Source organism: Pseudomonas sp. SC3(2021), from assembly GCF_019856535.1.
GTDB lineage: Bacteria > Pseudomonadota > Gammaproteobacteria > Pseudomonadales > Pseudomonadaceae > Aquipseudomonas > Aquipseudomonas monsensis.
Genome location: NZ_CP082236.1, coordinates 558,262 through 584,691, shown reverse-complemented (window position 1 = coordinate 584,691; position 26,430 = coordinate 558,262). Strand labels below are relative to the sequence as shown.

Sequence of the window (26,430 nt, the reverse complement as noted above, 5' to 3'; positions counted from 1 at the left end):
GATGAACTATGCAAATCCAAGTCAACAGCGATAACCATATTCAAAGTAGTCAACGACTGGAGGAGTGGGTACGTACAACCATTGAGAGCACGCTCGAACGTTATGAAGAAGACCTGACCCGCGTCGAAGTCCATCTGGCCGACGAGAACGGTGACAAACCAGGTCCCCATGACATGCGCTGCCAGCTGGAAGCGCGGCCAAAAGGCCATCAACCGATCTCCGTCACTCATAAAGCCGATTCGCTGGAACAGGCGATCGACGGTGCAGCCGAAAAACTGGAACACGCGCTGGAGCACTTGTTTGGCAAACTGCGAGGCAAACCCCGCGCCGCCATCGTGCCCTTCACCGCCAAGGCCAACGACAAGCTGTTGGCAGAAGAGTTTGACGAGAATGAACAGGCAGCGATCAACAGTTGATGCGCTGATTTCATAAGCCACCGAATGAGAACGGGCCTGCGAATGCAGGCCCGTTTTTGTTTGTGTCGCTGTCAGAACGCTACAGAAGTCTGCACATACACCGTGCGCGGCTCACCCACGTACTTGCCCTTGTTGTTGTCATCGAACGAACGCGTGAAGTACTGGGTGTTGAAGATGTTCTTCACTCCCACCGCCACATTCAGGTCCGACAGTTGCGGGCCGAAGTCATAACCCGCACGGCTGCTGAACAGCATGTAGCCCGGGATCTTGCCGGTGCTGCCATCGGCGCTTTCTTTTGAGGTGTTGGCATTGTCGGCGAACTGGTCGCTCTGGAAGCTGCTATCGAAGTTGAGTTTCCACGGTCCCTCGGTGTAACCGACGCCGATCGTGCCTTTGTGTTTCGAGGAGAACGGCACGCGATTGCCCTTGTTCGGCCCGTCTTCGCGAATGGTCGCGTCGACGTAGGCGTAAGTGGCGTACACATCGAAACCGGCCAGTGCCGGGCTCACGTCATCCAGCGCGTAATTGACGCTGGTCTCGATGCCTTGATGGCGGGTCTCGCCACGGGCAATCACCGAATCGTTGGTCTGGTTGCTTTCATACTGGTTGTCGAAGTTGATCAAAAACGCGCCGATTTCCGCACGCAGTGCGCCGTTGTCGTAACGGGTGCCGAGTTCCCAAGTGCGGGCCTTTTCCGGCTTCACTTCGCCGCTGCTCACGCGGTTGGGCATCTGGCTGTACTGCACGCTGCCGAACGAACCTTCGGTGTTGGCGTACAGGTTCCAGCTGTCGGTCAGGTGATACAGCACGTTCAGCGCCGGCAGCGCGGTGTTGTAATCGCCCTGGTATTTGGCGTTGGTCAGGTTGTTGGTCTGCTGCGACTCGATCATCTCGTAGCGCACGCCCGGGGTGATGGTCCATTTGCCGATGTCGATGCGGTCGTCGACGAAGAACGCATTGGCCTCGGTACCGCCCCGAGTGTCGCGGTCGTTGCGGCTGTTGCTGGTCGGGTACTGGTTGCTGCTGATCGGCGTGCGATAGCGCAACTCATGGCCGGCCTCGTTGATGTAGCGGTAGCCAACGCCGACTTCATGGCTGCTCGGGCCGAGGTCGAAGCCCTGGGCGAAACGGGTTTCGAAACCGCGCACCCAATACTCACGTGGCGACAGCGAGAGGAAGCTGCCCTGATCGAGATAACCGCTGCGCAGGGTCTTGGTGAAGAAGGTGTTGGCGGTGAATTCGCGTCGATCTTCCTGATAGCGATAGCCGAAGTTGAACATCGTCCGCCGGCCCCAGAACTGGTCTTTCAGCCGCGTCGACTGATACGGATCGGCGTCGTAATCGGCGACGCTCAAACCACCCGGCATGTCCGCCTTGCCTTCGTAATACTGGGCCATGGCGTTGAAACTGTTGGCCTCATCGAGCTGGTATTTGCCCTTGAGAATCAGGTCGTCGATCTCGGTGTCGCTGTGTTCACGCCAGTCGCCGCCACGGGTGCCGGAGTACAGCAAAGCGCCACCCAGACCATTGGCGTTGGTGCCGCCGGCCAGCAGATTGGCGCTGGTCTTGAAGCCGTCATGGCTCGACGACGGGCTGGTTTCGGTCTGGAAACCGCCCTTGACCGTCGGCTCATCAGGAATGGCACGAGTCACAAAGTTGACCACGCCGCCGACGTTCTGTGGGCCGTAACGCACCGCGCCACCACCCCGTACCACGTCCACCGCATCCATGTTGCCCATGCTGATCGGCGCGAAGGACAACTGCGGTTGACCATACGGTGCGAAGGGCACGGGAATACCGTCCATCAACACGGTCGAGCGCGCGGCCAGTCGTGGGTTCAAGCCGCGAATGCCGAAGTTCAGCGCCATGTCGTGGCTGCCGGTGCCGTTGTTTTCCGGGGCGTTGACCCCGGGTATGCGGTTGAGCACGTCCCGCGCCTGCGTCGCGCCCTGGCGTTCGAAGTCTTCGCGACGGATCACGTCGCGGGCGCCCGGATGCTCGAAGACGTTGACCTGCGCCGCATCGCCCAGCCAGTCACCGACGACTTTCGACGTGTCCAGCTCAATAGCACCGGTGGTCACCGGTTGCAGGCTGAAGGCATTGTTGCCCTCGGCGCGGGCCTGCAGGCCGGTGCCTTCGAGCAGTGCATCAAGACCTTGCGCGGCGGTGTAACTGCCCTCCAGGCCACGGCTTGGCACACCGCTGGTGACTTGCGAACCGAAAGAAATCAGCACGCCGGCTTCACGGCCAAACTGGTTGAGGGCATTTTCCAGCGACGCCGGGGCGATGTGGTAAACCCTGGTTTCGGCTGCCAGGGCGGGCAGGGCGCTTAAGCTCAGGCTGGCGCCGAGGACAAGGTTGCGCAGGCTGCGGGCCAGGGGTGTGAGGCGGGTGGGGTGCATGACGGATGATCCTGAGAAGGTTGAATCTAGGGGCTTTCCTTCTCTGTCACGTCAGATCTGAAAAACGGCTCATGGTTTACAAACATTTTTTCGACTGTTTTTGCAGCGAGGGAGCTTTTCAGGCTTTGGCTTCTACGGTTACCCAATACCGGGTAAAACGCCTGACTTTCACCGGCAAACTGATTTCCAGCACATCCAGAATCCGTTCGCTGTCATCCAGGGGATAAGTCCCGGAAATCAGCAGGTCGGCAACTGTCGCCGCGCAGTTCAGCTGCCCGCGACGGTAGCGGCTCAGTTCATCGAGGAAGTCGCCCAGGCGCATATGCGCCGCGACCAACATACCGTCGGTCCAGGCGCCGCTGTTGGCGTCCAGTGGTGTGGCCTCGCTGACCGCAGTCGCGCTGAAACTCAGTTGCCGGGCCACCGGCAACAACATTGGCGCACGATCGTTGCTGGTCAGTTCGACCCGGCCTTCAAACAATGCCACCTGGGTGCGATCGGCAAACTGGCGCACGTTGAGTCGAGCGCCGTGGGTCTTCAGGACGCCCTGCGCGGTACGCACTTCGAATGCCTGCACGGCGCTCAGCAGCATTTCCCCTTCGAGCAGACGGATCAATCGCTGCGAACCGTCGACATCGGCAGCACTGGCGGTGTTGAGTTGCAGTTGATCCCCCGTGCCCAGGGAAATCTTGCGCCGCTGCCCCACCGGGCTGCGGTAGTCGGCGAGCAGCGCCGGCAGCGGCGTGTGCTCGCGCATCCCCCAGGTGAGTGCCGATCCGGCGCCGAGCAGCACCAGCAGTTTCAGCGCCTGACGACGGCCGGCGGATGGCGGCGCATTCAATGCCGCGTGGGCCAGCGGCGAAGACACCCCGCGCAAGCGCTGGTTGACCCGCTGGATGTGTTCCCATGCGCGGCGGTGTTCGCTGTGTGCATCCAGCCATTGTTGCAGCGCCTGCTGCTGGCGCGGGGTAAAGGTGCCTTGCTGCATTTCCAGCAGCCAGTGCACGGCCTGCTCGGCCACCTGCGAAGAGAAATCCGGGACGCGATTCACAGGGCGAAATAGCAGCGCATTGCCGCTTTGTTCAGATGGCGTTTGACCGTGGCCACGGAAATCCCCAATTCGCCAGCGATCTGTGGATACGTCAGGCCATCGACCTGCGCCAGCAGGAAGGCGCGTTTGACCGGGCGCGGCAAACCGTCGAGCAACTGATCCAGCTCCATCAGGGTTTGCAGGATGATCGCTTTGTCTTCTTCCGACGGCGCGAGCATTTCCGGCATCTGCGCCAGCGTGTCGAGGTAGGCACGCTCGAGGTCCTGACGACGGTAATGATTGAACAGGACTCGCTTGGCCAGCGTGGTGAGAAAGGCCCTTGGCTCGATGATCAACGGCGGTTCGCGGGCGCTGAGCAGCTTGATGAAAGTATCTTGTGCCAGGTCCGCCGCGCTGTCCGGGCAGCCGAGTTTGCGCCGCAGCCAGCCGGTCAGCCAGGGGTGGTGGGCCTGATAAAGCGATTCGACAGGATGGGCGGACGACAACGGTATGACTCCGGGCGCCTGGGGGACGCGGTAAAGAGCATGCGTTAGAGAACAAGAACTGTTCGCATTGTAGGGGTTCAAGCTGCCGGCCGGCAATCAGATGCTTTTGCGTATGAGAATATTTATCATTAATATTGCTCGCCTGTAGGTTCGGTCGATCGGTCGAACGTTTTTCGTTTCAGGGTCGAAACATGAAAGGCAAACTCGCCGCACTCCCATTGTCCTATCGTCTGGCTATCACCTCGCGAGTGTTGGCCGCGGTGTTTGGCGGCTATCTGGTCGCGGCACTGGCCAGTGTCACCCTGACCCTCTGGCTGCCGTTGAGCCGTGCCGAAGCGGTGGTGACCGGCATGACCATTTCCTTCCTGGTCTATCTGGTTGCCGTGCTCTGGTGCTTTGCCTGCCGCACGGCGTGGTCGGCGTGGGTCGGCTTGCTGGTGCCGAGCGTGATGCTCGCAACCATCTCCGGCGCGGCGCGCGGCCTGGGTTACGCATGAAAGAGGGCTTGCACCCGTTGATGGCCTGGCTGCCCAGCAGGATCTGGCTGAGCCTGTTGGCCAGCCCGGCCGCCGCATGGGCGTTGGTCTGACATGCTGATCAGTCATCCACCGGAATCGCGCGACGACGAACCGCAGGGTGCCCGTGCGCATTTCCTTCAGGTGTTTCTGTCCCAGCGTTCGCAAATGGAAGCGCTGGTGAACCGCCGCGTCGGGTGCCGGGCGACGGCGGCGGACCTGGTGCAGGATCTGTTTCTGCGTTTCTGGCGGCGGCCGCTGGTGCAGGTCGAAGAACTCAGCACCTATCTGTTGCGCTGCGCGGGCAACATCGCCATCGACCATTTGCGCAGCGAAGGCACGCGGGTGCGGGTCAACGAAGGCTGGCAACCGGAGGAACCGCACAGCCACGGCAGCGAACCGCAAGCCGCACTTGAAGCCGGCAACGATCTGCGCCACGTTGAAGCGGCGTTGCGCGCCTTGCCCGAGCGCACCCGGCAGATTTTTTTGCTCAATCGCATCCACGGCCGCAAGTACGCGGACATCGCCAAAGCCATGGGCCTGTCCCAAAGCGCTGTTGAAAAACATATGATGCGCGCCCTTGAGGCCTGCAAGGCCAGCCTGCGCGAACCCGCGCCACGCCTGCCAGGGAAAGCACCGTGAACCGATCCGATTCGATTCCCCCGACGCCCGCGCAGGAGCAGGAAGCGCTGGCCTGGCTGAGCCTGTTGCACGACCGGCCGAGCGCTGGCGATCAACTCACGTTCAGCCAATGGCTGCGCGCCGATCCGGCCCACGCCCGGGCGTATGCTCAGGCTCAGGTGATCTGGGAACTGAGTGAAGGCCCGGCACGCACTCTGGCGGATGAAGAGGCTTTCGCACTGCAGGGTTACCTCAACGCGATGGATCGCCCGCGCCGCAAGTCGCTCGTTCGCGGGGCCGGCGTGCTGGCGCTGGCGGCGAGTCTGTTGTTGATGGTCAGCCTTGGAACCGGCTGGCAACCGCAGCGCTGGGTTGCTGATCTGGGCGCTGACTATGTCTCGGCGCCCGGCGAAATCCGCACCGTGACCCTCGCCGATCAGTCGCAAGTGACTCTGGACGCCGACAGCGCCATCGCCGTGGATTTCAGCCAGGGCGAGCGGCATGTGCAGTTGCGCCGTGGTGCCGGTTTTTTCAGCGTCACCCATACGGGCGCTCCGTTTGTGGTCGAGGCCGAGCAGGGCGAGGCGCGGGTGCTTGGCACGCAATTCGAAGTGCGTCTGCAACCTCACGGCGCGCAGGTCACGGTGTTGTCCGGGCGAGTCGGGGTGACGGCGCAGCGTCAGGGCGAGCAACAGATTCTCACCGCCGGCCAGCAAGTCGCCTATGGCCAGGGCGCTGCGCAAAAATGGCATGCGGTGGACAGCGAAGCGCAACTGGCCTGGCGTCAGGGCTGGCTGACGTATTACAAAACCACGCTGGCCGATGTGGTGCAGGATTTGCGGCGCTATTACCCGGGGCGGATTGTGCTGCTCGACGATGAGCTGGCGGCACGCAAGATCAGCGGCAGTTTTCCGAGCAAGGACCCGCAGGCGGTGTTGAGTTCGCTGCAAGGGGTGTTGGGGTTTGAGCAGCATCAGGTGCTGGGGCATCTGATTATTTTGCGCTGAGGCTTTCGGTCTGGTCGCGCGCAAGCCAGATCCGCCAACACAATTTTTGAAAATATTTTCAGAATGGGGGTGAGGTAAACCACAGGCCCATCCGTGTAGTGACTGAAACTGCGAGTCATTCGCATCCGTTGCGGTTCTACACAGGTCATTGAGCAATGAAGTCCAGGGCAAAATCGGGTTCGGTCAAACAGTGGTTAGGCGTTTCGGCGTTGAGTTTTTCCGCATTGGCGTTGTTGCCGATGAGCGTGGCGCTGGCGGCTGAAGCCGTCAGCAGCCCGGCGCAACAGCCGTTTACTTTCGCCTTGGCTGCCAAACCGCTGCCGCAAGCCTTGAGCGACTTTACCCGTATCACCGGGCAAAGCGTGGTGTACACCGACGAAGCACCATATGGCTTCAATGCGCCGGCGGTGAATGGCCAAATGAGTGCCGAACAAGCGCTGCAACGGCTGCTCGCCGGTTCCGGGCTGAACTTCCGTCGTACCGACAGCCACACCCTGGCGCTGGAGCCACAACCCACCGCCGGCGCGCTGAACCTTGGCGCCACTACCATTACCTCGATGCGCGACGATCCGCTGAGCTACCAGCCACCGGAAACCAGTTCGGTGATGCGTTCCTCGGCCTCGCTGCAGGAAATCCCGCAGACCGTCAACGTCATCCCGGCGCAGGTCATCCGCGATCAGACCCCGCGCAATCTCGACGACGCCCTGGCGAATGTCAGCGGCATCACCCAAGGCAACACGCTGGGCAGCACCCAGGATTCGGTGATGACTCGCGGCTTTGGCGATAACCGCAATGGCTCGATCATGCGCGACGGCATGCCGATCGTTCAGGGGCGGGGCATGAACGCCACGGTCGATCGGGTCGAAGTGCTCAAGGGTCCGGCCTCGTTGTTGTACGGGATTCAGGACCCGGGCGGTGTGGTCAATCTGGTCAGCAAGAAACCCGAACTGACTCAATACAACGCCCTGACCCTGCGCGGCTCGACCTACGGCGACGGCAAGAATGGCAGTGGCGGTACCTTCGACAGCACCGGTGCGCTGGGTGAATCCGGCCTGGCCTATCGGCTGGTGCTCGATCACGAAGACGAAGATTACTGGCGCAATTACGGCACCCACCGCGAGACCCTGATCGCGCCGTCGCTGGCCTGGTTCGGCGAGCGCACCCAACTGTCGTTCGGCTACGAGCATCGCGAATTTCTCACCCCGTTCGACCGTGGCACGTTGATCGATCCGCGCACCAACCACCCGCTGGACATCTCGCGCAAGCAGCGCCTCGACGAGCCGTTCAACGACATGGAAGGCCGCTCGGACCTTTATCATTTCGAAGCCGACCACGAGCTCACCGACGACTGGAAAGCTCACTTCGGCTACAGCTGGAACCGCGAAACCTACGACGCCAGTCAGGTGCGCGTGACCGCGATCGACACCAAGAAAGGCACGCTGACCCGCAGCATGGACGGCACGCATGGCGCGATCAGCACCGACCGCTTCACCACTGCCAGCCTCGAAGGCAAGGTCAATGTGCTGGGCATGCAGCATGATCTGGTGTTCGGTGTCGATGACGAGTACCGCAAGATCTATCGTGCTGACCTGATCCGCCAGAAAAGCCTGAGCACCTTCAGCTACACCAACCCGGTGTATGGCCGCGAAGTGGAAGGCACCACGGTCAGCCCGGCGGACAGCGCCCAGACTGATTTGCTGCGCAGTGATTCGGTGTTCATGCAGGACTCGATTCATCTTAATGATCAGTGGATTCTGGTCGCCGGCGGGCGCTTCCAGGAGTACGACCAGTACGCCGGCAAAGGCGTGCCGTTCAAGGCCAACACTGACAGCAATGGACAGAAGTTCGTACCGCGCGCCGGTCTGGTGTATCGCTACACCGACGAGTTGTCGTTCTACGGCAGCTATACCGAGTCGTTTAAACCCAACTCGACCATCGCCCCGTTGAGCGGCAGCAGCACCGTGCTCGACGGCAGCATTGCGCCAGAAGAAGCCAAGTCGTGGGAGCTGGGGGCGCGGCTGGATATACCGGGGCGCCTGACCGGCAACATCGCCCTGTTCGACATCAAGAAACGCAATGTGCTGGTGGCCAACTCGGAAGGCCCGACCACGATCTACAGCGCGGCCGGCGAAGTGCGTTCCCGCGGTCTGGAGCTGGACCTGACCGGACAGCTCAGCGACCGCTGGAGCATGATCGGCAGTTATGCCTATACCGATGCCGAAGTCACCGAAGACCCGGACTACAAAGGCAAGCGCCTGCAAAACGTGGCGAAGAACTCCGGCTCGTTGTCGGCGGTGTATGACTTCGGCAGCGTGATCGGCGGCGATCAATTGCGTGTCGGCGCCGGGGCGCGGTATGTCGGCGAGCGCGCGGGCAATGCGGTGAATGATTTCGACCTGCCGAGCTATACCGTGGCTGACGCGTTCGCCACTTACGACACCAAGGTCGAAGGGCAGAAGGTCAAGTTCCAGCTCAACGTGAAGAACCTGTTTGATCGCACCTATTACACCTCGGCGGCGAGCCGGTTCTTTGTGTCGATGGGGGATGCGCGGCAGGTTTCGCTGTCCAGCACCCTGGAGTTTTAAGGCAAGATCAAAAGCCCCTCACCCTAACCCTCTCCCGGAGGGAGAGGGGACTGACCGAGGTGTGTTGCGCGATACGTCGACCTGAAACATCGAGTCGGTTATGGATTCAGAACAGCACTTTCAGGTCGGCGTAATGCTTGAGCCTCCCCCAATCGGCTCCCTCTCCCTCAGAGGGGACTGACCGAGGTGTGTTGCGCGATACGTCGACCTGAAACATCGAGTCGATTATGGATTCAGAACAGCACTTTCAGGTCGGCGTAATGCTTGATCCTCCCCCAATCGGCCCCCTCTCCCTCAGAGGGGACTGACGGAGGTGTGTTGCGTGATACGTCGTCCTGAAACATCGAGTCGATTATGGATTCAGAACAGCACTTTCAGGTCGGCGTAATGCTTGATCCTCCCCCAATCGGCCCCCTCTCCCTCAGAGGGGACTGACGGAGGTGTGTTGCGTGATACGTCGTCCTGAAACATCGAGTCGATTATGGATTCAGAACAGCACTTTCAGGTCGGCGTAATGCTTGAGCCTCCCCCAATCGGCCCCCTCTCCCTCAGAGGAGACTGACTGAGGTGTGTTGCGCGATACGTCGACCTGAAACATCGAGTCGATTCTGGATTCAGAACAGCACTTTCAGGTCGGTGTAATGCTTGAGCGTCCCCCAATCGGCTCCCTCTCCCTCCGGGAGAGGGCTGGGGTGAGGGGAGGAGGGTTCAACGCAAAAACGCCTGCCGATACTCACCCGGTGTCCCGCCCAGAACCTGCCTGAACCGATTGGTGAAATGACTCGCGCTAGCAAACCCGCACGCCAGCGCAATCTCGCCCAATGGCAACGCCGTCGCGCGCAACAATTCCCGCGCCCGACTCAAACGTCGCGCCAACACATACTGATGCGGCGGCAGGCCGAAACTGGTGCGGAACATCCGCGCAAAGTGGTATTCCGACAGCGCACATAACCCGGCCAGTTGCCCCAGGCTGATCGGCTCGGCCAACTGACTGTCGATCAGCTCCACCAGTTGCCGACGCTGATGCGCTGCCAGTCCGCCCTTCAAACGCAGGCCCTGACGCGCCCCCACCTGGCTGAGCAAGGTATGGCTGATCAGTTCATGGGCCAGGCTGCTGGTCAATAAGCGTTCGCCGGGCTCGTCCCAGTTCAGCGTCAGCAACTGCCGGAAGCGTTGAGCCTGTTGCGGGTCTTCGAGAAAGGTTTGCTCGCGCAGTTGCATTTCCCGAGGCTCGCGATCAAGCAGGGTCACGCAACCGAGGGCAAATTGTTCGGCGCTGAAATACAGATGCGCGAGGCGGATATCGCCATTGATCACCCAGCCCGATTCATGGTCGGCCGGCAGGATGCACAATTTGTCCGGCCCGCCTTTTTGACCAGGTTGATCACGACGAAAGGTGCCGGTGCCTCCGGCGATGTAGCAGGACAACGTGTGGTGGCTCGGCGCTTCATAATCCTGCGCATCGTGGTGGTTGGTCCACAAAGCGGCAGACAAGCCGTCACCGAGCTCGGCGCTGTGCACGAGGCGTGCGTTCGGCGAACTGTTTAGTGCTTGAAAGACTTGCAGGGTATCAATGGCTGCCATGATCGGTTCTCTTCAACGCCTTGCATCCTACTCCGTAGCCTTCGCGCTGCCAGCCTGCCGCCAGACAAAAGCGCAAGATTATGCAAGTGCCTTGACCCGTGTTGCAGCACCCTGACGCTCAATTAAGCGCAAACCCTGTGGCGAGCAAGCTCGCTCGCCACGCAAAAGCGTTTTGCTGTGTCGCATCAGGGAGTATTTGCCATGAATCTGTCGTTGTATCTGCTGACCGTGCTGATCTGGGGGACCACCTGGATTGCCCTGAAATGGCAACTGGGCGTGGTCGCGATTCCGGTGTCGATCGTCTATCGCTTCGGCCTCGCCGCACTGGTGCTGTTTGTATTGTTGCTGCTCAGCCGTCGTCTGCAACCGATGAACCGTCGTGGGCATCTGATCTGCGTGGCGCAGGGGCTGTGCCTGTTCTGCGTCAACTTCATGTGCTTCCTGACCGCCAGCCAGTGGATTCCCAGCGGTCTGGTGGCCGTGGTGTTTTCCACCGCAACGTTGTGGAACGCCCTGAATGCGCGGGTGTTCTTCGGCCAGCGCATTGCACGTAACGTGCTGATGGGGGGGGCGTTGGGGCTGTTCGGTCTGGGCCTGTTGTTCTGGCCGGAGCTGGCCGGCCATCAAGCCAGCCCGCAAACCTTGCTCGGCCTCGGTCTGGCGCTGTGCGGCACCTTGTGTTTCTCGGCGGGCAACATGCTCTCGAGCCTGCAGCAGAAGGCCGGCCTCAAGCCGCTGACCACCAACGCCTGGGGCATGGCCTATGGCGCGGCGATGCTCTCGGTGTGGTGCCTGGTCAAAGGCATTCCGTTCGACATGGACTGGTCGCCACGCTACGTCGGCGCATTGCTGTATCTGGTGATTCCGGGTTCGGTGATCGGCTTCACGGCCTATCTGACGCTGGTCGGGCGCATGGGCCCGGAGCGTGCGGCGTACTGCACGGTGCTGTTCCCGGTGGTGGCACTGAACGTTTCGGCGTTCGCAGAAGGTTACCAGTGGACCGCGCCGGCGCTGGTCGGGCTGGTGCTGGTGATGCTGGGCAACGTGTTGGTGTTTCGCAAACCGCGGGTGGCGCCGGTATCCGCTGCTGGCAAACTGGCCTGAGGCAACGGAAGGGAACAACGGGCAGATGTTTCGCAGCGCCTGCCCGTTGTGGTTTCAGCGCTTAGCCGCGCCAGACTTGCGGGTTGACCAGATCCTGCGGGCGTTCGCCGAGCAAGGCGCTGCGCAGGTTGGCGAGGGCGCGGTTGGCCATGGCTTCGCGGGTGTCATGGGTGGCAGAGCCGATGTGCGGCAGGGTCACGGCATTTTTCAGCTGGAACAGCGGCGATTCGGCCAGCGGTTCTTTTTCGTAGACGTCGAGGCCGGCGCCACGGATGCGGTTGTTTTGCAGGGCTTCGATCAAGGCCGGTTCATCGACCACCGGGCCGCGAGAGATGTTGACCAGGATCGCGCCCGGCTTCATCAGCGCCAGTTCGCGGTGGCTGATCAGGTGACGGGTCTTGTCGCTGAGCGGCACCACCAGGCAGACGAAGTCGGCTTCGGCCAGTAACTGGTCGAGGCTACGAAATTGCGCGCCGAGTTCTTGTTCCAGTTCGGTCTTGCGGCTGTTGCCGCTGTAGAGAATCGGCATGTTGAAACCGAAGCGGCCACGGCGGGCGACGGCCGCGCCGATGTTGCCCATGCCGACGATACCGAGGGTTTTGCCGTGGACGTCGCAGCCGAACAATGGCGCGCCGACGCTGGCTTGCCATTGGCCGGCCTTGGTCCAGGCATCGAGTTCAGCGACGCGGCGGGCGCTGCTCATGATCAGGGTGAAGGCGAGGTCGGCGGTACTTTCAGTGAGCACGTCCGGGGTGTTGGTGAGCATGATCCCGCGTTCGTTGAAGTAGTCGAGGTCGTAGTTGTCGTAGCCCACCGACACACTTGAGACCACTTCCAGTTTTGTCGCGTTTTCGAGCTGGGCTTTGCCGAGTTTGCGGCCGACGCCGATCAGGCCGTGGGCGTGGGGGAGGGCTTCGTTGAACCGGGCGTTGATGTCGCCGTTCTTTGGGTTGGGGACGATGACGTCGAACTCTTGCTGGAGGTGTTCGATCATGGGCTGGGTGATGCGGCTGAAGGCCAGGACAGTCTTTTTCATCGTTTTTGGCTCTTGTTCGGGCTTGATGCCAAGCAAGCTAACATTTCTGTTTTGGGTTGTCTTGGCGGCCTCTGGGCCGACCATGTTCTTGGGGTTTTTTGGGGGGGATCCGTTGCTGCGGGTGTTGCTGATTAGGGTTCCGCCCTTACGGCGGGTCACTTTTTAAAAACGCCTAAAAAGTAACCAAAAACGCTTGCTCCTACGTGCGGCCCGCTCGCTGGGGCTCGGGGTTCCTTCGCTCCGGGATCCATCCGGGCGCATCGCCTCCGGTTTGCTTCGCTGCACCTCCTCTCGATGTGTTTGGCTGCGCCAAACGGTCGCTGCGCTCCCACCCCCGGACGAATCCCTCCACTCAGCCTTCCGATGTCGCCCGTGGATCAAGATCAAGAGCTGCAGCCGAGCTTGCGCTCATCCTGTTGAGTGGGGCGGCTGCGCCGCATGGGTTTTACACAAATCAAAACTGACAGCCGATCAATTTCTAATTGAATGTGCGCAATCCAACTGTTGGGGCTGGCTTGCCAGCGGTGGCGGCCTGACAGCCGACCAATGTTTTGCAGGCTGCATGCGATCCCACTGTAGGAGCCAGCCTGCTGGCGATGGGAACATCGTGCTGGGCTTGTGAGAGCACAGGGTGAGGGCTTTTATTTTGCGGTGAATCTACCCCTCACCCCAGCCCTCTCCCCTAGGAGAGGGGGCCGATTTGTGGGCTTTTCAAGATCTGAATTCGATTCGGTACCGCACGTCGGCGTCATTCTCCCAAACACCTCGGTCAGTCCCCTCTCCCTCCGGGAGAGGGTTAGGGTGAGGGGCTTTTAGCTGTGTGGCGGAGGTTGGGGAATTTCGTGGTTATCCAGCACCCGATTCACGGCCAGTTCGGCGAGCATGATGATTTGCTGGATCGCCAGGATCGTCCGCCGTTGCGGCAACTCAATGTAGGCGGCGATGTCGCTGGTCATGAGGCTGGCCTGTGCCAGTGATTCGCAGGCGTGGACGAGGAGGCTTTCGTTGTCTTGACCCGGTGCGACCTGGAACATCGTGCTGGGCTTGTGAGAGCACAGGGTGAGGGCTTTTATTTTGCGGTGAATCTACCCCTCACCCCAGCCCTCTCCCCTAGGAGAGGGGGCCGATTTGTGGGCTTTTCAAGACCTGAATTCGATTCGGTATCGCACGTCGGCGTCATTCTCCCAAACACCTCGGTCAGTCCCCTCTCCCCTAGGAGAGGGGGCCGATTTGTGGGCTTTTCAAGACTTGAATTCGATTCGGTATCGCACGTCGGCGTATTCTCCCAAACACCTCGGTCAGTCCCCTCTCCCCTAGGAGAGGGGGCCGATTTGTGGGCTTTTCAAGATCTGAATTCGACTCGGTATCGCACGTCGGCGTCATTCTCCCAAACACCTCGGTCAGTTCCCTCTCCCTCCGGGAGAGGGTTAGGGTGAGGGGCTTTTAGCTGTGTGGCGGAGGTTGGGGGATTTCGTGGTTATCCAGCACCCGATTCACGGCCAGTTCGGCGAGCATGATGATTTGCTGGATCGCCAGAATCGTCCGCCGTTGCGGCAACTCAATGTAGGCGGCGATGTCGCTGGTCATCAGGCTGGCCTGTGCCAGGGATTCGCAGGCGTGGACCAGCAGGCTTTCGTTGTCCTGATCGGGGGCGACCTGGAACATGGTGCTGGGTTTGTGGAAGCGCAGGGTGAGGGCGTTGGGTTTGAGGTAGTGGTCGAGGGCGCGTTCGGCGGCTTCGTGGAATTTCTTTGAGCCGGGGAATTCGTAGGGGGTGGTGTCGTCGGTTTCGGGCGGATTGGGACTGTGTTTGATCATGGCAAATATCCTTTTAAGAAAATGGAGCTGCCATGTTTCGTTTTCCAGGCGAAAGGGGTGGCAGCTGTACGCGGACTGGAAAAACCGGCAAAGGATCAAACCCGGCAGACCCGAAGGTCTCCCACGTACAGCCGCCATAACAAAACTTCGGCGCCGAAAAAACGCGGCATTATGTCATGTGCTGTGATCCTGCGGGTTTTCCAGACCCGGTCGCTGATGCGTCAGCGACACCCAAATCCTAGCCACCGCACTTCCGACGGACAACCTGCAAAACCTGTCGGAAACATCCGCGAAATCGCCGTTTCTGTAGGCTCTGCCGTAGGCTGCGATTAAACATCAAGGACAAAAAATCGCAGCCTGCGGCAGCGCCTGCAGTGAAAGCGGTGTGTTGAAAATCAGTTGGCGACACGCGCGCCGGCGAGGCTGCCGCTTAATTCGTAGGCCGCCAGTTCAGCCTGATGCGCCGCCAGAATCTCCGGCAACGAGCCGCGCAGGTATTCAACCCACGTCTTGATCTTCGCATCCAGATATTGCCGTGACGGGTAGATCGCATACAGGTTCAGCTCTTGCGAGCGGTAGTTCGGCATGACCCGCACCAATGTGCCGTTACGCAAACCTTCGATCGCCGCGTACACCGGCAACACGCCAACGCCCATGCCGCTGGTGATCGCGGTTTTCATCGCGTCGGCCGAGTTCACCAGAAACGGCGAGCTGTTGATGGTGACCATTTCCTGGCCTTCCGGGCCGTCGAAGGCCCATTTTTCCAGGGGGATCACCGGGCTGACCAGGCGCAGGCAGGCGTGGTTGAGCAGGTCGCTGGGCTTTTGCGCGCAGCCGTTGGCTTTCACGTAGGCCGGCGAGGCGCAGACGATGCTGTAGGTGATGCCCAGGCGTTGCGAGACGAAGCCTGAATCTGGCAGTTCGCGGGCCAGCACGATGGACACGTCATAGCCTTCATCGAGCAGGTCCGGCACGCGGTTGGCCATGGTCAGATCGAAGGTCACGTCCGGGTGGGTCTTGCGGTAGCGGGCGATGGCGTCGATGACGAAGTGCTGACCGATACCGGTCATGGTGTGCACTTTCAATTGCCCGGCCGGCCGCGCGTGGGCTTCGCTGGCTTCCGCTTCGGCTTCTTCGACATAGGCCAGGATCTGTTCGCAGCGCAGCAGGTAGCGTTTGCCGGCTTCGGTCAGGGCGATGCGCCGGGTCGTGCGGTTGAGCAGGCGGGTTTGCAGATGGGCTTCCAGGTTGGAGACCGCGCGCGAGACGTTGGCGGTAGTGGTGTCGAGTTGCACGGCGGCAGCGGTGAAGCTGCCCGCTTCGGCCACGCAACTGAAGGCGCGCATGTTTTGCAAAGTGTCCATGGGGTGCTCTCAAGGGAGATGGCAAATTGTGACACGAAGTTTCAGGGGCTGAGACCCCCGACCAAGGGATTATCTCGTTAACGGTAACAAAGATTCACAGGATTCCCAGCTTATCGCCGTTGGGACGCCCCCCTAGAATTGCGCCGTTGTGGGAATCGGGACGCATACGCCGGTTGGTCAGTTCAATCGAGGTGCCGCTTTTGCGAGCCAGCTCGCTCCCACAGGTTTTGGTTTTTCCCCCTCTTTCAGGAATTCGCAGCTGTGCCGCGTCGCATCAACAGAGCGTTTTTACCGCTCAGTGTTCTGGCTTTTTCCCTGGGTCTCAGCGGCTGCATTTCAACCGAAGGAATTGCCCCTCAGGACAAGGCGCTGGAGGCCAGTGCGCTGGTCACCGATGACGCCATCGCCCACGCCGCCCGTGACGCCCACTGGCCCACCGCACAATGGTGGCAAGCCTACGGCGACCCGCAACTGAACCGCTGGATCGACCTTGCCGTTCAAGGCAGCCCGAGCATGGCCATGGCCGCCGCGCGGGTGCGTCAGGCCAAAGCCATGGCCGGTGTCGCCGAAGCCGCCGAGTCGCTACAGATCAAGGGTGAGTCGACCCTCAAACGGCACAACTGGCCAACCGATCAGTTCTATGGGCCGGGTGAGCTGGCCAATACCACGACGTGGGACAACAACGCGGCGCTGGGTTTCAGCTACGCCCTCGATCTGTGGGGCCGTGAAAGCAACAGCAGCGAGCGGGCTGTCGACCTGGCGCACATGAGCGCGGCCGAAGCGCGGCTGGCGCAACTGGAATTGCAGAACAACATCGTGCGCGCCTACATCGAGTTGTCGCTGCATTACGCCCAGCGCGACATCGTCGCCGCGACGCTCAAGCAGCAGCAACAGATTCTCGACCTCGCGCAGAAACGTCTGGATGGCGGCATCGGTACGCACTTCGAAGTCAGCCAGGCGCAAACGCCGTTGCCGGAAACCCATCGGCAACTCGATGCACTGGACGAAGCAATCGCCCTGAGCCGCAACCAGATCGCTGCGTTGGCGGGTAAAGGCCCGGGCGAGGGCGCGCAGTTGCAGCGGCCGTCGCTGTCGCTGGGGGCTGCGTTGAAATTGCCGTCGGCATTGCCCGCCGAGTTGCTGGGGCAGCGCCCGGACGTGGTTGCCAGTCGCTGGCAGGTGGCAGCGCAGGCGCGCGGGATCGACGTCGCGCATGCCGGGTTTTATCCCAACGTCGATCTGGTCGGCAGCCTCGGCTACATGGCCACCGGCGGCGGGGCACTGGAGTTTTTGACCGGCAAGAAACTCAACTACAACGTCGGCCCGGCGATCTCCTTGCCGATTTTCGACGGTGGGCGGCTGCGTGCCGAACTGGGTGAGGCATCTGCCGGGTATGACATCGCCGTGGCGCATTACAACCAGACGCTGGTGAATGCGCTGAAGAACATTTCCGACCAGTTGATCCGCCGCGAGTCGATGGACAAGCAGCAAGGCTTTGCCGCCGAGTCGGTGGCCACGGCGCAGAAGACCTACGACATCGCGATGATTGCCTATCAGCGTGGCCTCACCGATTACCTCAACGTGCTCAATGCGCAGACGTTGCTGTTCAAGCAGCAGCAAGTGCAGCAGCAGGTGCAGGCGGCGCGGTTAACGGCGCATGCCGAGCTGGTGACGGCGCTGGGTGGCGGTCTCGGGGCTGGCAACGATGTACCGACTGCCGAGAAAACCCAGGCCCCGAAAACCCCGGTTCTCCTGCGTTGAACACACAACCTGTGGGAGCGAGCTTGCTCGCGAAGAGGGAGTGTCAGCCAGCACATTGGTTGCCTGACTCACCGCATTCGCGAGCAAGCTCGCTCCCACAGGATCCCGGTCCGACCCGACTTTTCTGAGCAGAATTCATGACTCCCTTGCCCGCACCTTTGCGCTGGCTCTATTCCCTGGAATGGCGCCGGGGTTTCTTCGACTGGGCACGCAGCGATGGCGTGACCTGGGTCTACATCTTCAAGGTATTGCTCGCCGCGTTCCTCACGCTGTGGCTGGCGATGCGTCTGGAACTGCCACAGCCGCGCACCGCGATGATTACGGTGTTCATCGTCATGCAGCCGCAGAGCGGGCAGGTGTTTGCCAAGAGTTTCTATCGCTTCCTCGGCACCCTGGCCGGGTCGGCCATGATGGTCACGCTGATCGCGCTGTTCGCGCAGAACACCGAACTGTTCCTGGGGGCGCTGGCGATCTGGGTCGGGATCTGCTCGGCCGGCGCCGCGCGCTGCCGTAACTTCCGCGCCTACGGTTTTGTCCTCGCCGGCTACACCGCCGCGATGGTCGGGTTGCCCGCGCTGGCGCACCCGGACGGCGCGTTCATGGCCGCCGTGTGGCGCGTGCTGGAGATCTCGCTGGGGATTCTCTGCTCGACCGTGATCAGCGCCGCAATTCTGCCGCAAACCGCCAGTGCGGCGATGCGCAACGCCTTGTATCAGCGCTTCGGCGTGTTTGCCCTGTTCGTCACCGATGGCTTGCGCGGGCGCAGCAAGGCCGAGGCCTTCGAAGCCAGCAACGTGCGCTTCATCGCCGAAGCGGTGGGCCTGGAAGGGTTGCGCAGCGTGACGGTGTTCGAAGACCCGCACATGCGTCGGCGCAACGGTCGCCTCAGTCGCTTGAACAGCGAGTTCATGGGCATCACCACACGCTTCAACGCCTTGCATCAGTTGCTCGAACGCCTGCGCGGCAACGGTGAAGAGCACGTGGTGGCTGCGATCAGACCGGGCCTGCAGGACCTGGCCGAAGTGCTCGACGGTTTCAGTGGCCGTGCCCTGACCAGTCCCGACGCCGCACGCCTGGCGATGGCGCTGGCGACCTACAAGGAAGGCCTGCCGACGCGGGTGCGAACCTTGCGCGCCATCTTTCAGGAGCGCGAACCGAGCGACGCCGAGCAACTGGATTTCCACACCGCGTACGAACTGCTCTATCGCTTTGTCGACGACCTGCACAGTTACGCCCAGACCCACGCGTCGCTGGCCGATCACCACCACGAACGCGAGCGTTGGGACGAGCCGTTCACCCCGCAAACCAACTGGTGGGCCGCTGCGGCTTCGGGGATTCGCGCCTCGTTCATCCTGATCGTGCTGGGCAGTTACTGGGTTGCCACCGCGTGGCCGAGCGGCGCGACCATGACGTTGATTGCCGCCGCCACCGTAGGCTTGTCTGCCGCCACACCCAACCCGAAACGCATGGCGTTCCAGATGGCGTGCGGCACCTTCCTTGGTGCGTTGATCGGCTTCGTCGAGATGTTTTTCATCTTCCCGTGGATCGACGGCTTTGCGCTGCTGTGCATGATGCTTGCACCGGTGATCGTACTCGGTTCGTTCCTCACTTCGCGGCCGCAATACGCCGGGGTCGGCCTCGGTCTGCTGATCTTCTTCAGCACCGGTTCGGTGCCGGACAACCTGACCGTCTACAACCCCTACACCTTCATCAACGACTACATCGCGATGGTCATGGGCATGCTGGTCTGCGCGGCAGCGGGCGCAATTATTCTGCCGCCGAACAGTCGCTGGTTATGGCGGCGGATGGAGCAGGATCTGCGCGGTCAGGTGGTGTATGCGATCAGCGGCAAGCTCAAGGGCCTGGCGTCGAGTTTCGAGAGCCGCACCCGCGATTTGCTGCATCAGGCGTATGGGCTCGCCGCCGGGCAGCCGACCGTGCAAAAGAACCTGCTGCGCTGGATGTTCGTGGTGCTTGAAGTCGGCCACGCGATCATCGAGTTACGCAAGGAGCAGGCGATTCTGCCGGTGCACCCGGCCTATGCCGAATCGCAGCCGTGGCGCCAGGCGATCCGCGTGATGGGCCGGGCGCTGGTGCGACTGTTCCTGCAACCGAACCAGAGCAATCTGGAGCGCGCACTGGTGGCGGTCGATCACGCGATCAGCCGGGTTGCCGCCACCGACGAGCCGTTCGCGCCGCACTTCGACACCTCGGCCCTGCGTCGGGTGAAGAGCTACCTGCACTTTATCCGCACCTCGTTGCTCGACCCGCAATCCCCACTCGCGGCCTATGCCGTCGCCAAGCCCGAAGGACTTGCCCATGCCTCGTGAAATCGCCTTCCACGGCGTGTACATGCCGACCATGACCCTGATGTTTTTCATCGCTGCGGCGCTGGCCTGGGCGCTGGATCGGTTCCTCTCGGGGTTCGACCTGTACCGCTTCTTCTGGCACCCGGCGCTGCTGCGCCTGAGCCTGTTTACCTGTTTGTTCGGCGCGATGGCGCTGACTGTTTACCGTTGACTCTCTATCTCTGAAGAAGGCCCTGATGAAAAAGTTTTTCAGCCTGCTCGCGACCCTGCTGGTGCTGGCCCTGGCGCTGTGGATCGGCCGCACGTTGTGGGAGCACTACATGAACACCCCGTGGACCCGCGATGGTCGGGTGCGTGCGGACATCATCAACGTCGCTGCCGACGTCACCGGTGAAGTGATCGACGTGCCGGTGCGTGACAACCAGTTGGTGAAGAAGGGCGATTTGCTGATGCAGATTGATCCCGAGCACTACCGCATCGCAGTGAAGCAGGCGCAGTCGCTGGTCGCCTCGCGCAAGGCCACCTGGGAAATGCGCAAGGTCAACGCCCATCGCCGCGCCGACCTCGACAATCTGGTGATCTCCAAGGAAAACCGCGACGACGCCAGCAACATCGCCGATTCGGCACTGGCTGACTATCAACACGCGCAGGCGCAGCTCGAGGCGGCCGAACTCAATCTCAAACGCACTGAAGTGCGTGCGGCGGTGGACGGCTACGTGACCAACCTCAATGTGCATCGCGGTGACTATGCGCGTATCGGCGAGGCGAAGATGGCCGTGGTCGACATGAATTCGTTCTGGGTTTACGGCTTCTTCGAAGAGACCAAACTGCCGCATGTGCGTGTGGGTGACAAGGCCGACATGCAACTGATGAGCGGCGAAGTCTTGAAGGGCCATGTGGAAAGCATCTCGCGCGGCATCTACGACCGCGACAACCCGGAGAGCCGTGAATTGATCGCCGATGTGAACCCGACGTTCAACTGGGTGCGTCTGGCGCAGCGAGTGCCGGTGCGGATTCACATTGATCAAGTGCCGGAGGGCGTTTTGTTGGCGGCAGGGATTACGTGCACAGTGGTGGTCAGTCCGTTGGAATAAGAAGTTACTCGCGAGGAAGGGAGTCTTCGCGAGTAATGCTTATTGTTTTAAGTAACTAACGAAAGTTGTTTGAGTTGGTTGATTGTAAGTATCTGTTGAATTTGTGTTTACTGCGTTTTTGATGTGTTAGTGTTCTTCCTGTCATCTGTCGATGGCGTTAATTAGTCAACTTTTCACTCGGTCTGGCATTGTTCAATGTCTGGCGGATGTAGTGTTGTTTATTATTGTTAAAATGGAAGTTTCAGATAATGGAAGTGATTGAAATCAGGATGGATAATTCTGTCAGCCGTATTGTTGCCGGCGAACCGGTGACGCTCGGCTTTACCCTTGAAACCGATGGTACACCCCCACCCGTGGGCTCGCGCCTGCAATTCAGGACTTACCATGGCGCCACTTTTTTGCATGCGTCAATGCCCCAGTCGGGCGCAACCTTGAGCCACTCATCCGGTAACAGCAACCTGACTATTACTGAGCCGCAAGTTACCGGCTGGAACCCAAGGCGAACACTTACCTTTACAACGGATCGCGATGTCGAACTGTCGAAAGTTACCGAAGTAATCGGCATGGTTTATTACCAGCCAGAGTATGATGATGGCTATTGGCCGGTGTTCGTTCAGACGGGTGCAGAGCAGGCTATTTCAACGCGACAGGCATTCGCCGCAAAGTGGCAGGATGCCTCGGGCGGCTGGATTTACAGTTACGACGTTAAGGTCACGTCCAACAGCCAGCCATTCAGTCAGTGGAAATTTTCCAGTGCAGGGTTACCGGCGGGCACGAAAATCTACACCCAACCCTGGCTCGATGTTGTGCATGATGCAACCGAGGGCATCATCGAATTGGTGACGCCACCGGGTGACCAGTATCTGCTGGAGCCGGGCAAGGAACTGCCGATTTCGATCCAGTTGCTCTACCCGGCAGCGGCGGGACAAGCGCCTGAGTTCGAATCCCTGCCCAACCTCATGGCCGCGCCACGCTGACCCGGACGCTTCATTGCCATGCAGCGGTGAACGGGCTATCCCCGGGATCAGAGCTTGCCGTGCAGGCCGAAGCGCTTCATCAGCGTTGATTCCAGCAAGCCCTTTGGCAGCAGCGTCGCCAGTAACGGCAACGCCCGGCTGCCATTGCCGATTCGCGCCAACCGAGGCGGTTTGCTCTGTTGCACAGCCTTCAACAACTCGGCAGCAAACTCACGGGCCGGCGTCGGCTTGTCCTGTGAAGCCTTGGCCCGTGCGCGAATACCTTCGCGCACGGGAAACCACGGCGATTGCTCGTTGATCAACTGCTCCGCCTCATGCCCGGCATTCTTGGCAAAGCTCGACTGGATCGCCCCTGGCTGCACTTCCATCACGCGAATACCGAACGGCGCGAGTTCCATGCGCAGGGCATCGCTCAACGCATGCACCGCCGCTTTTGAAGCGCAGTACGCACCGGCAAACGGCGTGACCAGCACCCCCGACACGCTGCCAATATTCACCACCAGGCCTTTGGCCCGGCGCAACACGGGAAACAGTGCGCGGGTGACACCGACAATCGAGAACACGTTGGTTTCGAACTGGCGCTGCATGGCCGGCACGCCGCCGTCGAGTAACGGTCCCATCGCGCCGTAACCGGCATTGTTGATCAGCACGTCGAGGCCGCCGTGTTGCTGGTTGATGCGCTCACTCAATTGCTCCAGTGCCACCGCGTCATTGACATCGAGTTGCACGGCGGTGAAGCCGGCCGAGGCCAGAGTCGCTACGTCTTCGGCCCGGCGCGCACTGGCCCAGACTTCGAAACCGGCGGCTTTGAAGGCGTCGGCGAGTGCGCGGCCGATGCCGCTGGAACAACCGGTAATCAACGCAACGGGCATGGCGCATTCCTTGTGCTAACAGTGGAGGAGGGGATCAGTCGGAGAAACTACCCTGCAATCGCTCGGCGCGAAACTCCAGGGTTTGCGGGCGATATCCGGGGCGCAGTGGTGGCATCGGCAGGCAGTCTTCCCAACTGCCGCCCGCCTGCAATTCGCCAGGGCCGCGATAGCGCGGGGCGGTGTATTGGTTGTCGGCCAGATTGACCGTGTCGCCCGGTGCGTAGGCAGCGATGCGCCAGCGCAATTCGGTCAGCGGGACGTCGTTGCCGTTGTTCATTTTCAGTTGCAGTGGACGATCCGCCGGGCATTGTTCAGGCGCGTAGATGATGCGCATCTCCAGCCGCGCCAGTTGCTTGATCTCGCGGTTGTCCAGCCACACCACCCACACCGCCACCAGGCCCAGACCGACAGCAGCGGCCACGGACACCGGCACAGCCTTGGCCGGGTACCGCAGCAACAGGACCAGCCAGGTGATGATCAGCAGGACGCCGATGAACATGTCGGAATACTCCTTGAATTCGTGAACACCATCCTACCTAAGGGGGGCGGGAATGGACATTCGTCGAGCAAACCTTCCTACCGTTGGTCGGCACTGTAATTTCTGACAGTAGCCTCCCATGTGTTCGGCTGTTCAGATGACCGCTGACAGGACGCTGTCGTCGTGCGGAGCGGACTTATGAGCATGCACAGCAAAACACCGCGACTTTCGGCCAACGACCCGCGAGGGCTGTCTGTGCGTGCGGTCGATTATTGGCGTGAGGTGGAGGGCACGTCTGCGCAAACCCGCATCAACCGCACTGGCTTTAATGCGGCCGGGCATGCAGTCGAGCAATGGGATCCGCGGTTGTGGTTGCTGCAGATGAGCGATCCGCTGGCGCCTGCCAACCTGACGATGGTTTACACATTGAGTGGTCAGGTATTGCATTCGGACAGCGTCGATGCCGGTACGCAGGTCGTCTTGCAGGGGCTGGGCGATGAAGTGCTGTTGAGTTGGGACAGTCGGGGCACCCTGCGCGAAGTTGAACATGACTTATTGTTACGCCCGGTTGCCGTTTTCGAAGCCGGTGCGGGAGAACCGCGACGCTGCGCCGAGCGTTTTATCTACGGCGAGCCTGGTGTCGGTGAGCTGCATAACCAGTGCGGTCAGTTGATTCGCCACGACGATCCGCTGGGTAGCCTGCTATTCGACGCTTATGCGTTGGGTGGCCAATGTCTGCAGAACACCCGACATTTCACGCTAGAGCCGGTGAACCCGGATTGGCCAGAGCCGATCAATCAACGCGAGCAACTGCTGGAACCCGGCAAAGGCGCGACGACTGGCTGGCGTTTCGGGGCGCTTGGTCATGTCCTCGAACAGGTTGATGCGTGTGGCAATCGGCAGGGTTTCGAGTTGACCATCGCTGGACGCCTGCGGGCCATTCACGTGCAGTTGCAGGCGCACGCGGGTTTGACAACGCTGGTCAGTGATATCCGCTACAACGCTGACGGGCTGGTTGTGCAGGAAGTCGCGGGCAACGGGGTGCTGACTACCCTGAGCTATCGACCCGAGGACGGTCGTCTGCTGGAACGAAAGGCCAGCAGAGCCACGGGTGAAGTCGTGCAACATTGGGTCTACACCTATGACCTGACGGGCAACGTGCTGAGCATCGAGGACAAGGCGTTGCCGGTGCGCTACTTCGCCAATCAGCGCATCGACCCGGTCAGTCGCTTTTACTATGACAGCCTCTACCAGATCTGTGCGGCCACCGGGTGGGAAGCAGGCGCTGCCAGTGCCGGGCCGGCGGCAATCGCCAATTACACCCAAAACTACCGGTATGACGCCGGCGGCAACCTGCTCGAATTGACCCACGTGGGCGCACAAAATCATGGCCATCAATTGCAAGCGGCGCGCTACAGCAACCGCTGCCTGCCGTGGCGCAATGGCGTGCCGCCCGACGAGGCGCAGATCGCGGCGGCGTTCGACGCCCGGGGCAATTTACGCATGCTGGATCAAGGGCGTCTGGTGCACTGGAATGGGTGCAATCAGCTGGATTCGGTGGCGATAGTGCAACGCGAAAGCGCTGCGGACGATCGCGAGGTCTACCTGTATGACGGCAACGCACAGCGGGGGCGCAAGCTACGTTGGCTGCAGACCAATGCCCGCCGTGTCGTTGCGCAGGTGCGTTATCTGCCAGCACTGGAGTTGCGCACGGACAGTGGCACCGGTGAGGTGTTGCAGGTCATCACGGTTCAGACCGGTCTTAATCACGTACGGATCCTGCACTGGGACACGGCGCCACCTTCGGGTGTCAACGACCACTGCCGCTACAGTTTCAGCGATCACTTGGGGTCGATGGGGCTGGAACTGGACGCCAGTGCAGCGGTGGTCAGCCGCGAGCATTTTTATCCGTTCGGAGCGACAGCGTGGAGTGAAGAGGTGCAGGTCAGTTATCGAACGGTTCGTTATTGCGCCAAGGAACTCGATGCCACAGGCCTTTATTACTACGGATACCGTTATTACCTGTCCTGGTTGCAGCGCTGGTTGAATCCGGATCCGGCGGGCGCTATTGATGGGCACAACCGTTATCGAGCGATGCGCAACAACCCGCTGGTCTACGGCGATAGTGACGGGCGTAATCCGAACACGTTAGAGAAGAAACCTCACGATCGGACCTATCACGATATGGGCAAGCAAAAACTGGTAAACCCGGTGCAGGCTGCCGGCATGCAACCCGTGCGCAATTATTTTGCCGACAATCCAGACCCCAGGGTGCAGGATTACCGGCGGGAAATTCCCGTGGAACTGGCCAGGCTTGGAGCCTCCAGCGATTCGCTGCTCAACACCCATCAGGCTCACGTAAGGGCCGCCGTGAAAACCCAGACTTCACCGCCGTCGGGGCCCGTGATGTATCACGGCGGCGAGGTGCTTTCGGCCGGCATCAGTACGGTGTTCGGTGAAAAAACTGCAAGTCAGGTCATGGGCCCGATGTCGGACATTTTCAACAGTCCTGTCGAAGACCCACAAGTACTTGCCGCCAGGCGGGGGGCTGTGGCCACGACCATTAAATTCAGCGGAAAAATGCTGATGCACACGGCAAATCCTGCGCTGCAAATTGTCGGCGCGGCCTCTGTCGCGATGAGTAACATCATGGTGGCCTCAGAGGCGCAGACGCGCGTTCAGTACAAGCAGATGAGTGCGCCTGCCAATGTGCTGATGTCTGCCACCGTGGATGTGCCGAGAGCGTCTTTTCAGACGCTCCAGCAAACATTTGCTGCACCGCAGCGAGCACCGGTCCCGGATCAATCGGCAGGGCTGAGTTCGTTCGTCCAGCAAGCGTTTAATGCAGCCTTTGTGTCGTCTGCACCGGACGTTGTGCAGGCGGTCGATTACCTGGACAGCAGAGACGGAGAAGCCAGGCGCCCTCGTCGAGGGTCGACCTACGGCTAGGT

At 60.9% G+C, this 26,430-nt stretch carries 21 protein-coding genes and 1 pseudogene; 12 read left to right on the top strand and 10 right to left on the bottom strand.

From position 1 onward, the window contains the following. Positions 1–8: 8 nt before the first annotated feature. Entirely contained in the window at positions 9–416 is a 408-nt protein-coding gene (locus K5Y35_RS02735) for an HPF/RaiA family ribosome-associated protein (protein ID WP_123464785.1), read from the top strand. Between the two features lie 71 nt (positions 417–487). Here K5Y35_RS02735 and fecA read toward each other — a convergent pair whose 3' ends face one another. The 3 genes from fecA to K5Y35_RS02720 all read right to left on the bottom strand — a co-directional run bounded on the left by fecA (position 488) and on the right by K5Y35_RS02720 (position 4,354). Next, positions 488–2,818 (bottom strand): TonB-dependent Fe(3+) dicitrate receptor FecA, encoded by a 2,331-nt coding sequence (gene fecA, locus K5Y35_RS02730; protein ID WP_222833631.1) that lies wholly within the window; start codon positions 2,816–2,818, stop codon positions 488–490. 118 nt (positions 2,819–2,936) lie between these two features. Then, positions 2,937–3,869, bottom strand: coding sequence for a DUF4880 domain-containing protein (locus K5Y35_RS02725; RefSeq protein ID WP_222833630.1), 933 nt, complete (start codon positions 3,867–3,869; stop codon positions 2,937–2,939). Next, entirely contained in the window at positions 3,866–4,354 is a 489-nt protein-coding gene (locus K5Y35_RS02720; RefSeq protein ID WP_123464791.1) for a sigma-70 family RNA polymerase sigma factor, read from the bottom strand. Before K5Y35_RS02720 ends, K5Y35_RS02725 begins: the two co-directional genes overlap by 4 nt. 191 nt (positions 4,355–4,545) lie before the next feature. Here K5Y35_RS02720 and K5Y35_RS02715 point away from each other — a divergent pair, with 191 nt between their 5' ends. The 4 genes from K5Y35_RS02715 (at position 4,546) to K5Y35_RS02700 (ending at position 9,082) form a co-directional block, all read left to right on the top strand. After that, the gene (locus tag K5Y35_RS02715; protein WP_128616495.1) at positions 4,546–4,851 is read left to right on the top strand and encodes a DUF3649 domain-containing protein; all 306 of its coding nucleotides are present in this window, start codon (positions 4,546–4,548) and stop codon (positions 4,849–4,851) included. A gap of 93 nt (positions 4,852–4,944) precedes the next feature. Beyond that, positions 4,945–5,511: an RNA polymerase sigma factor gene (locus K5Y35_RS02710; protein WP_128616494.1), complete on the top strand. Its 567-nt coding sequence runs from the start codon at positions 4,945–4,947 to the stop codon at positions 5,509–5,511. Next, positions 5,508–6,497, top strand: coding sequence for a FecR family protein (locus K5Y35_RS02705; RefSeq protein WP_222833629.1), 990 nt, complete (start codon positions 5,508–5,510; stop codon positions 6,495–6,497). The genes K5Y35_RS02710 and K5Y35_RS02705 overlap by 4 nt, the downstream gene beginning before the upstream one ends. 155 nt (positions 6,498–6,652) lie before the next feature. Next, positions 6,653–9,082, top strand: a complete 2,430-nt coding sequence (locus tag K5Y35_RS02700; RefSeq protein WP_222833628.1) for a TonB-dependent siderophore receptor — start codon at positions 6,653–6,655, stop codon at positions 9,080–9,082. 708 nt (positions 9,083–9,790) lie between these two features. On the opposite strand, the gene K5Y35_RS02695 is transcribed toward K5Y35_RS02700, so the two are convergent. Further along, on the bottom strand, positions 9,791–10,666 hold the full coding sequence (locus K5Y35_RS02695) for an AraC family transcriptional regulator (RefSeq protein WP_123464801.1): 876 nt from the start codon (positions 10,664–10,666) through the stop codon (positions 9,791–9,793). Between the two features lie 201 nt (positions 10,667–10,867). Between K5Y35_RS02695 and K5Y35_RS02690 the strand changes: the two genes are divergently transcribed. Then, the gene (locus K5Y35_RS02690; RefSeq protein WP_222833627.1) at positions 10,868–11,770 is read left to right on the top strand and encodes a DMT family transporter; all 903 of its coding nucleotides are present in this window, start codon (positions 10,868–10,870) and stop codon (positions 11,768–11,770) included. A gap of 61 nt (positions 11,771–11,831) precedes the next feature. On the opposite strand, the gene K5Y35_RS02685 is transcribed toward K5Y35_RS02690, so the two are convergent. From K5Y35_RS02685 to K5Y35_RS02670, 4 genes and pseudogenes are all read right to left on the bottom strand, one after another. Next, positions 11,832–12,806, bottom strand: a complete 975-nt coding sequence (locus tag K5Y35_RS02685) for a 2-hydroxyacid dehydrogenase (RefSeq protein WP_222833626.1) — start codon at positions 12,804–12,806, stop codon at positions 11,832–11,834. 812 nt (positions 12,807–13,618) lie between these two features. Further along, positions 13,619–13,858 (bottom strand): annotated as a pseudogene (locus K5Y35_RS02680) (DUF6124 family protein); the annotation flags it as partial. Between the two features lie 391 nt (positions 13,859–14,249). Continuing rightward, positions 14,250–14,624, bottom strand: a complete 375-nt coding sequence (locus K5Y35_RS02675; RefSeq protein WP_123464809.1) for a DUF6124 family protein — start codon at positions 14,622–14,624, stop codon at positions 14,250–14,252. Between the two features lie 395 nt (positions 14,625–15,019). Beyond that, positions 15,020–15,988 carry a LysR family transcriptional regulator gene (locus K5Y35_RS02670; RefSeq protein ID WP_103305180.1) on the bottom strand — a complete coding sequence of 323 codons (969 nt, stop codon included), beginning with the start codon at positions 15,986–15,988 and terminating at the stop codon, positions 15,020–15,022. Between the two features lie 261 nt (positions 15,989–16,249). Between K5Y35_RS02670 and K5Y35_RS02665 the strand changes: the two genes are divergently transcribed. The 5 genes from K5Y35_RS02665 to K5Y35_RS02645 all read left to right on the top strand — a co-directional run bounded on the left by K5Y35_RS02665 (position 16,250) and on the right by K5Y35_RS02645 (position 22,129). Further along, positions 16,250–17,749, top strand: coding sequence for an efflux transporter outer membrane subunit (locus tag K5Y35_RS02665; protein ID WP_222833625.1), 1,500 nt, complete (start codon positions 16,250–16,252; stop codon positions 17,747–17,749). Between the two features lie 137 nt (positions 17,750–17,886). Continuing rightward, positions 17,887–20,079: an FUSC family protein gene (locus K5Y35_RS02660; protein ID WP_222833624.1), complete on the top strand. Its 2,193-nt coding sequence runs from the start codon at positions 17,887–17,889 to the stop codon at positions 20,077–20,079. Further along, positions 20,069–20,269 carry a DUF1656 domain-containing protein gene (locus K5Y35_RS02655; protein WP_015096751.1) on the top strand — a complete coding sequence of 67 codons (201 nt, stop codon included), beginning with the start codon at positions 20,069–20,071 and terminating at the stop codon, positions 20,267–20,269. The genes K5Y35_RS02660 and K5Y35_RS02655 overlap by 11 nt, the downstream gene beginning before the upstream one ends. A gap of 25 nt (positions 20,270–20,294) precedes the next feature. Beyond that, complete coding sequence (locus tag K5Y35_RS02650; RefSeq protein ID WP_222833623.1) at positions 20,295–21,152, top strand: HlyD family secretion protein; 858 nt, start codon at positions 20,295–20,297, stop codon at positions 21,150–21,152. Between the two features lie 248 nt (positions 21,153–21,400). Next, positions 21,401–22,129 (top strand): hypothetical protein, encoded by a 729-nt coding sequence (locus K5Y35_RS02645; RefSeq protein ID WP_222833622.1) that lies wholly within the window; start codon positions 21,401–21,403, stop codon positions 22,127–22,129. 47 nt (positions 22,130–22,176) lie between these two features. Here the strand turns inward: K5Y35_RS02645 and K5Y35_RS02640 are convergent, their stop codons facing one another. Both K5Y35_RS02640 and K5Y35_RS02635 read right to left on the bottom strand, forming a co-directional pair. Further along, the gene (locus K5Y35_RS02640; RefSeq protein WP_128613649.1) at positions 22,177–23,001 is read right to left on the bottom strand and encodes an SDR family oxidoreductase; all 825 of its coding nucleotides are present in this window, start codon (positions 22,999–23,001) and stop codon (positions 22,177–22,179) included. Between the two features lie 34 nt (positions 23,002–23,035). Beyond that, positions 23,036–23,500 (bottom strand): multidrug transporter, encoded by a 465-nt coding sequence (locus K5Y35_RS02635; RefSeq protein WP_222833621.1) that lies wholly within the window; start codon positions 23,498–23,500, stop codon positions 23,036–23,038. 177 nt (positions 23,501–23,677) lie between these two features. Here K5Y35_RS02635 and K5Y35_RS02630 point away from each other — a divergent pair, with 177 nt between their 5' ends. Next, positions 23,678–26,428 carry an RHS repeat domain-containing protein gene (locus tag K5Y35_RS02630; protein WP_222833620.1) on the top strand — a complete coding sequence of 917 codons (2,751 nt, stop codon included), beginning with the start codon at positions 23,678–23,680 and terminating at the stop codon, positions 26,426–26,428. Positions 26,429–26,430: the final 2 nt, after the last annotated feature.

What these genes read in the sequence shown, in the direction of transcription:
- K5Y35_RS02735 (WP_123464785.1), top strand. Translation starts at nt 9, where the DNA reads ATGCAAATCCAAGTCAACAGCGATAACCATATTCAAAGTAGTCAACGA.
- fecA (WP_222833631.1), bottom strand. Translation starts at nt 2,818, where the DNA reads ATGCACCCCACCCGCCTCACACCCCTGGCCCGCAGCCTGCGCAACCTT.
- K5Y35_RS02715 (WP_128616495.1), top strand. Translation starts at nt 4,546, where the DNA reads ATGAAAGGCAAACTCGCCGCACTCCCATTGTCCTATCGTCTGGCTATC.
- K5Y35_RS02710 (WP_128616494.1), top strand. Translation starts at nt 4,945, where the DNA reads ATGCTGATCAGTCATCCACCGGAATCGCGCGACGACGAACCGCAGGGT.
- K5Y35_RS02700 (WP_222833628.1), top strand. Translation starts at nt 6,653, where the DNA reads ATGAAGTCCAGGGCAAAATCGGGTTCGGTCAAACAGTGGTTAGGCGTT.
- K5Y35_RS02695 (WP_123464801.1), bottom strand. Translation starts at nt 10,666, where the DNA reads ATGGCAGCCATTGATACCCTGCAAGTCTTTCAAGCACTAAACAGTTCG.
- K5Y35_RS02690 (WP_222833627.1), top strand. Translation starts at nt 10,868, where the DNA reads ATGAATCTGTCGTTGTATCTGCTGACCGTGCTGATCTGGGGGACCACC.
- K5Y35_RS02685 (WP_222833626.1), bottom strand. Translation starts at nt 12,806, where the DNA reads ATGAAAAAGACTGTCCTGGCCTTCAGCCGCATCACCCAGCCCATGATC.
- K5Y35_RS02675 (WP_123464809.1), bottom strand. Translation starts at nt 14,624, where the DNA reads ATGATCAAACACAGTCCCAATCCGCCCGAAACCGACGACACCACCCCC.
- K5Y35_RS02670 (WP_103305180.1), bottom strand. Translation starts at nt 15,988, where the DNA reads ATGGACACTTTGCAAAACATGCGCGCCTTCAGTTGCGTGGCCGAAGCG.
- K5Y35_RS02660 (WP_222833624.1), top strand. Translation starts at nt 17,887, where the DNA reads ATGACTCCCTTGCCCGCACCTTTGCGCTGGCTCTATTCCCTGGAATGG.
- K5Y35_RS02655 (WP_015096751.1), top strand. Translation starts at nt 20,069, where the DNA reads ATGCCTCGTGAAATCGCCTTCCACGGCGTGTACATGCCGACCATGACC.
- K5Y35_RS02650 (WP_222833623.1), top strand. Translation starts at nt 20,295, where the DNA reads ATGAAAAAGTTTTTCAGCCTGCTCGCGACCCTGCTGGTGCTGGCCCTG.
- K5Y35_RS02645 (WP_222833622.1), top strand. Translation starts at nt 21,401, where the DNA reads ATGGAAGTGATTGAAATCAGGATGGATAATTCTGTCAGCCGTATTGTT.
- K5Y35_RS02640 (WP_128613649.1), bottom strand. Translation starts at nt 23,001, where the DNA reads ATGCCCGTTGCGTTGATTACCGGTTGTTCCAGCGGCATCGGCCGCGCA.
- K5Y35_RS02635 (WP_222833621.1), bottom strand. Translation starts at nt 23,500, where the DNA reads ATGTTCATCGGCGTCCTGCTGATCATCACCTGGCTGGTCCTGTTGCTG.
- K5Y35_RS02630 (WP_222833620.1), top strand. Translation starts at nt 23,678, where the DNA reads ATGAGCATGCACAGCAAAACACCGCGACTTTCGGCCAACGACCCGCGA.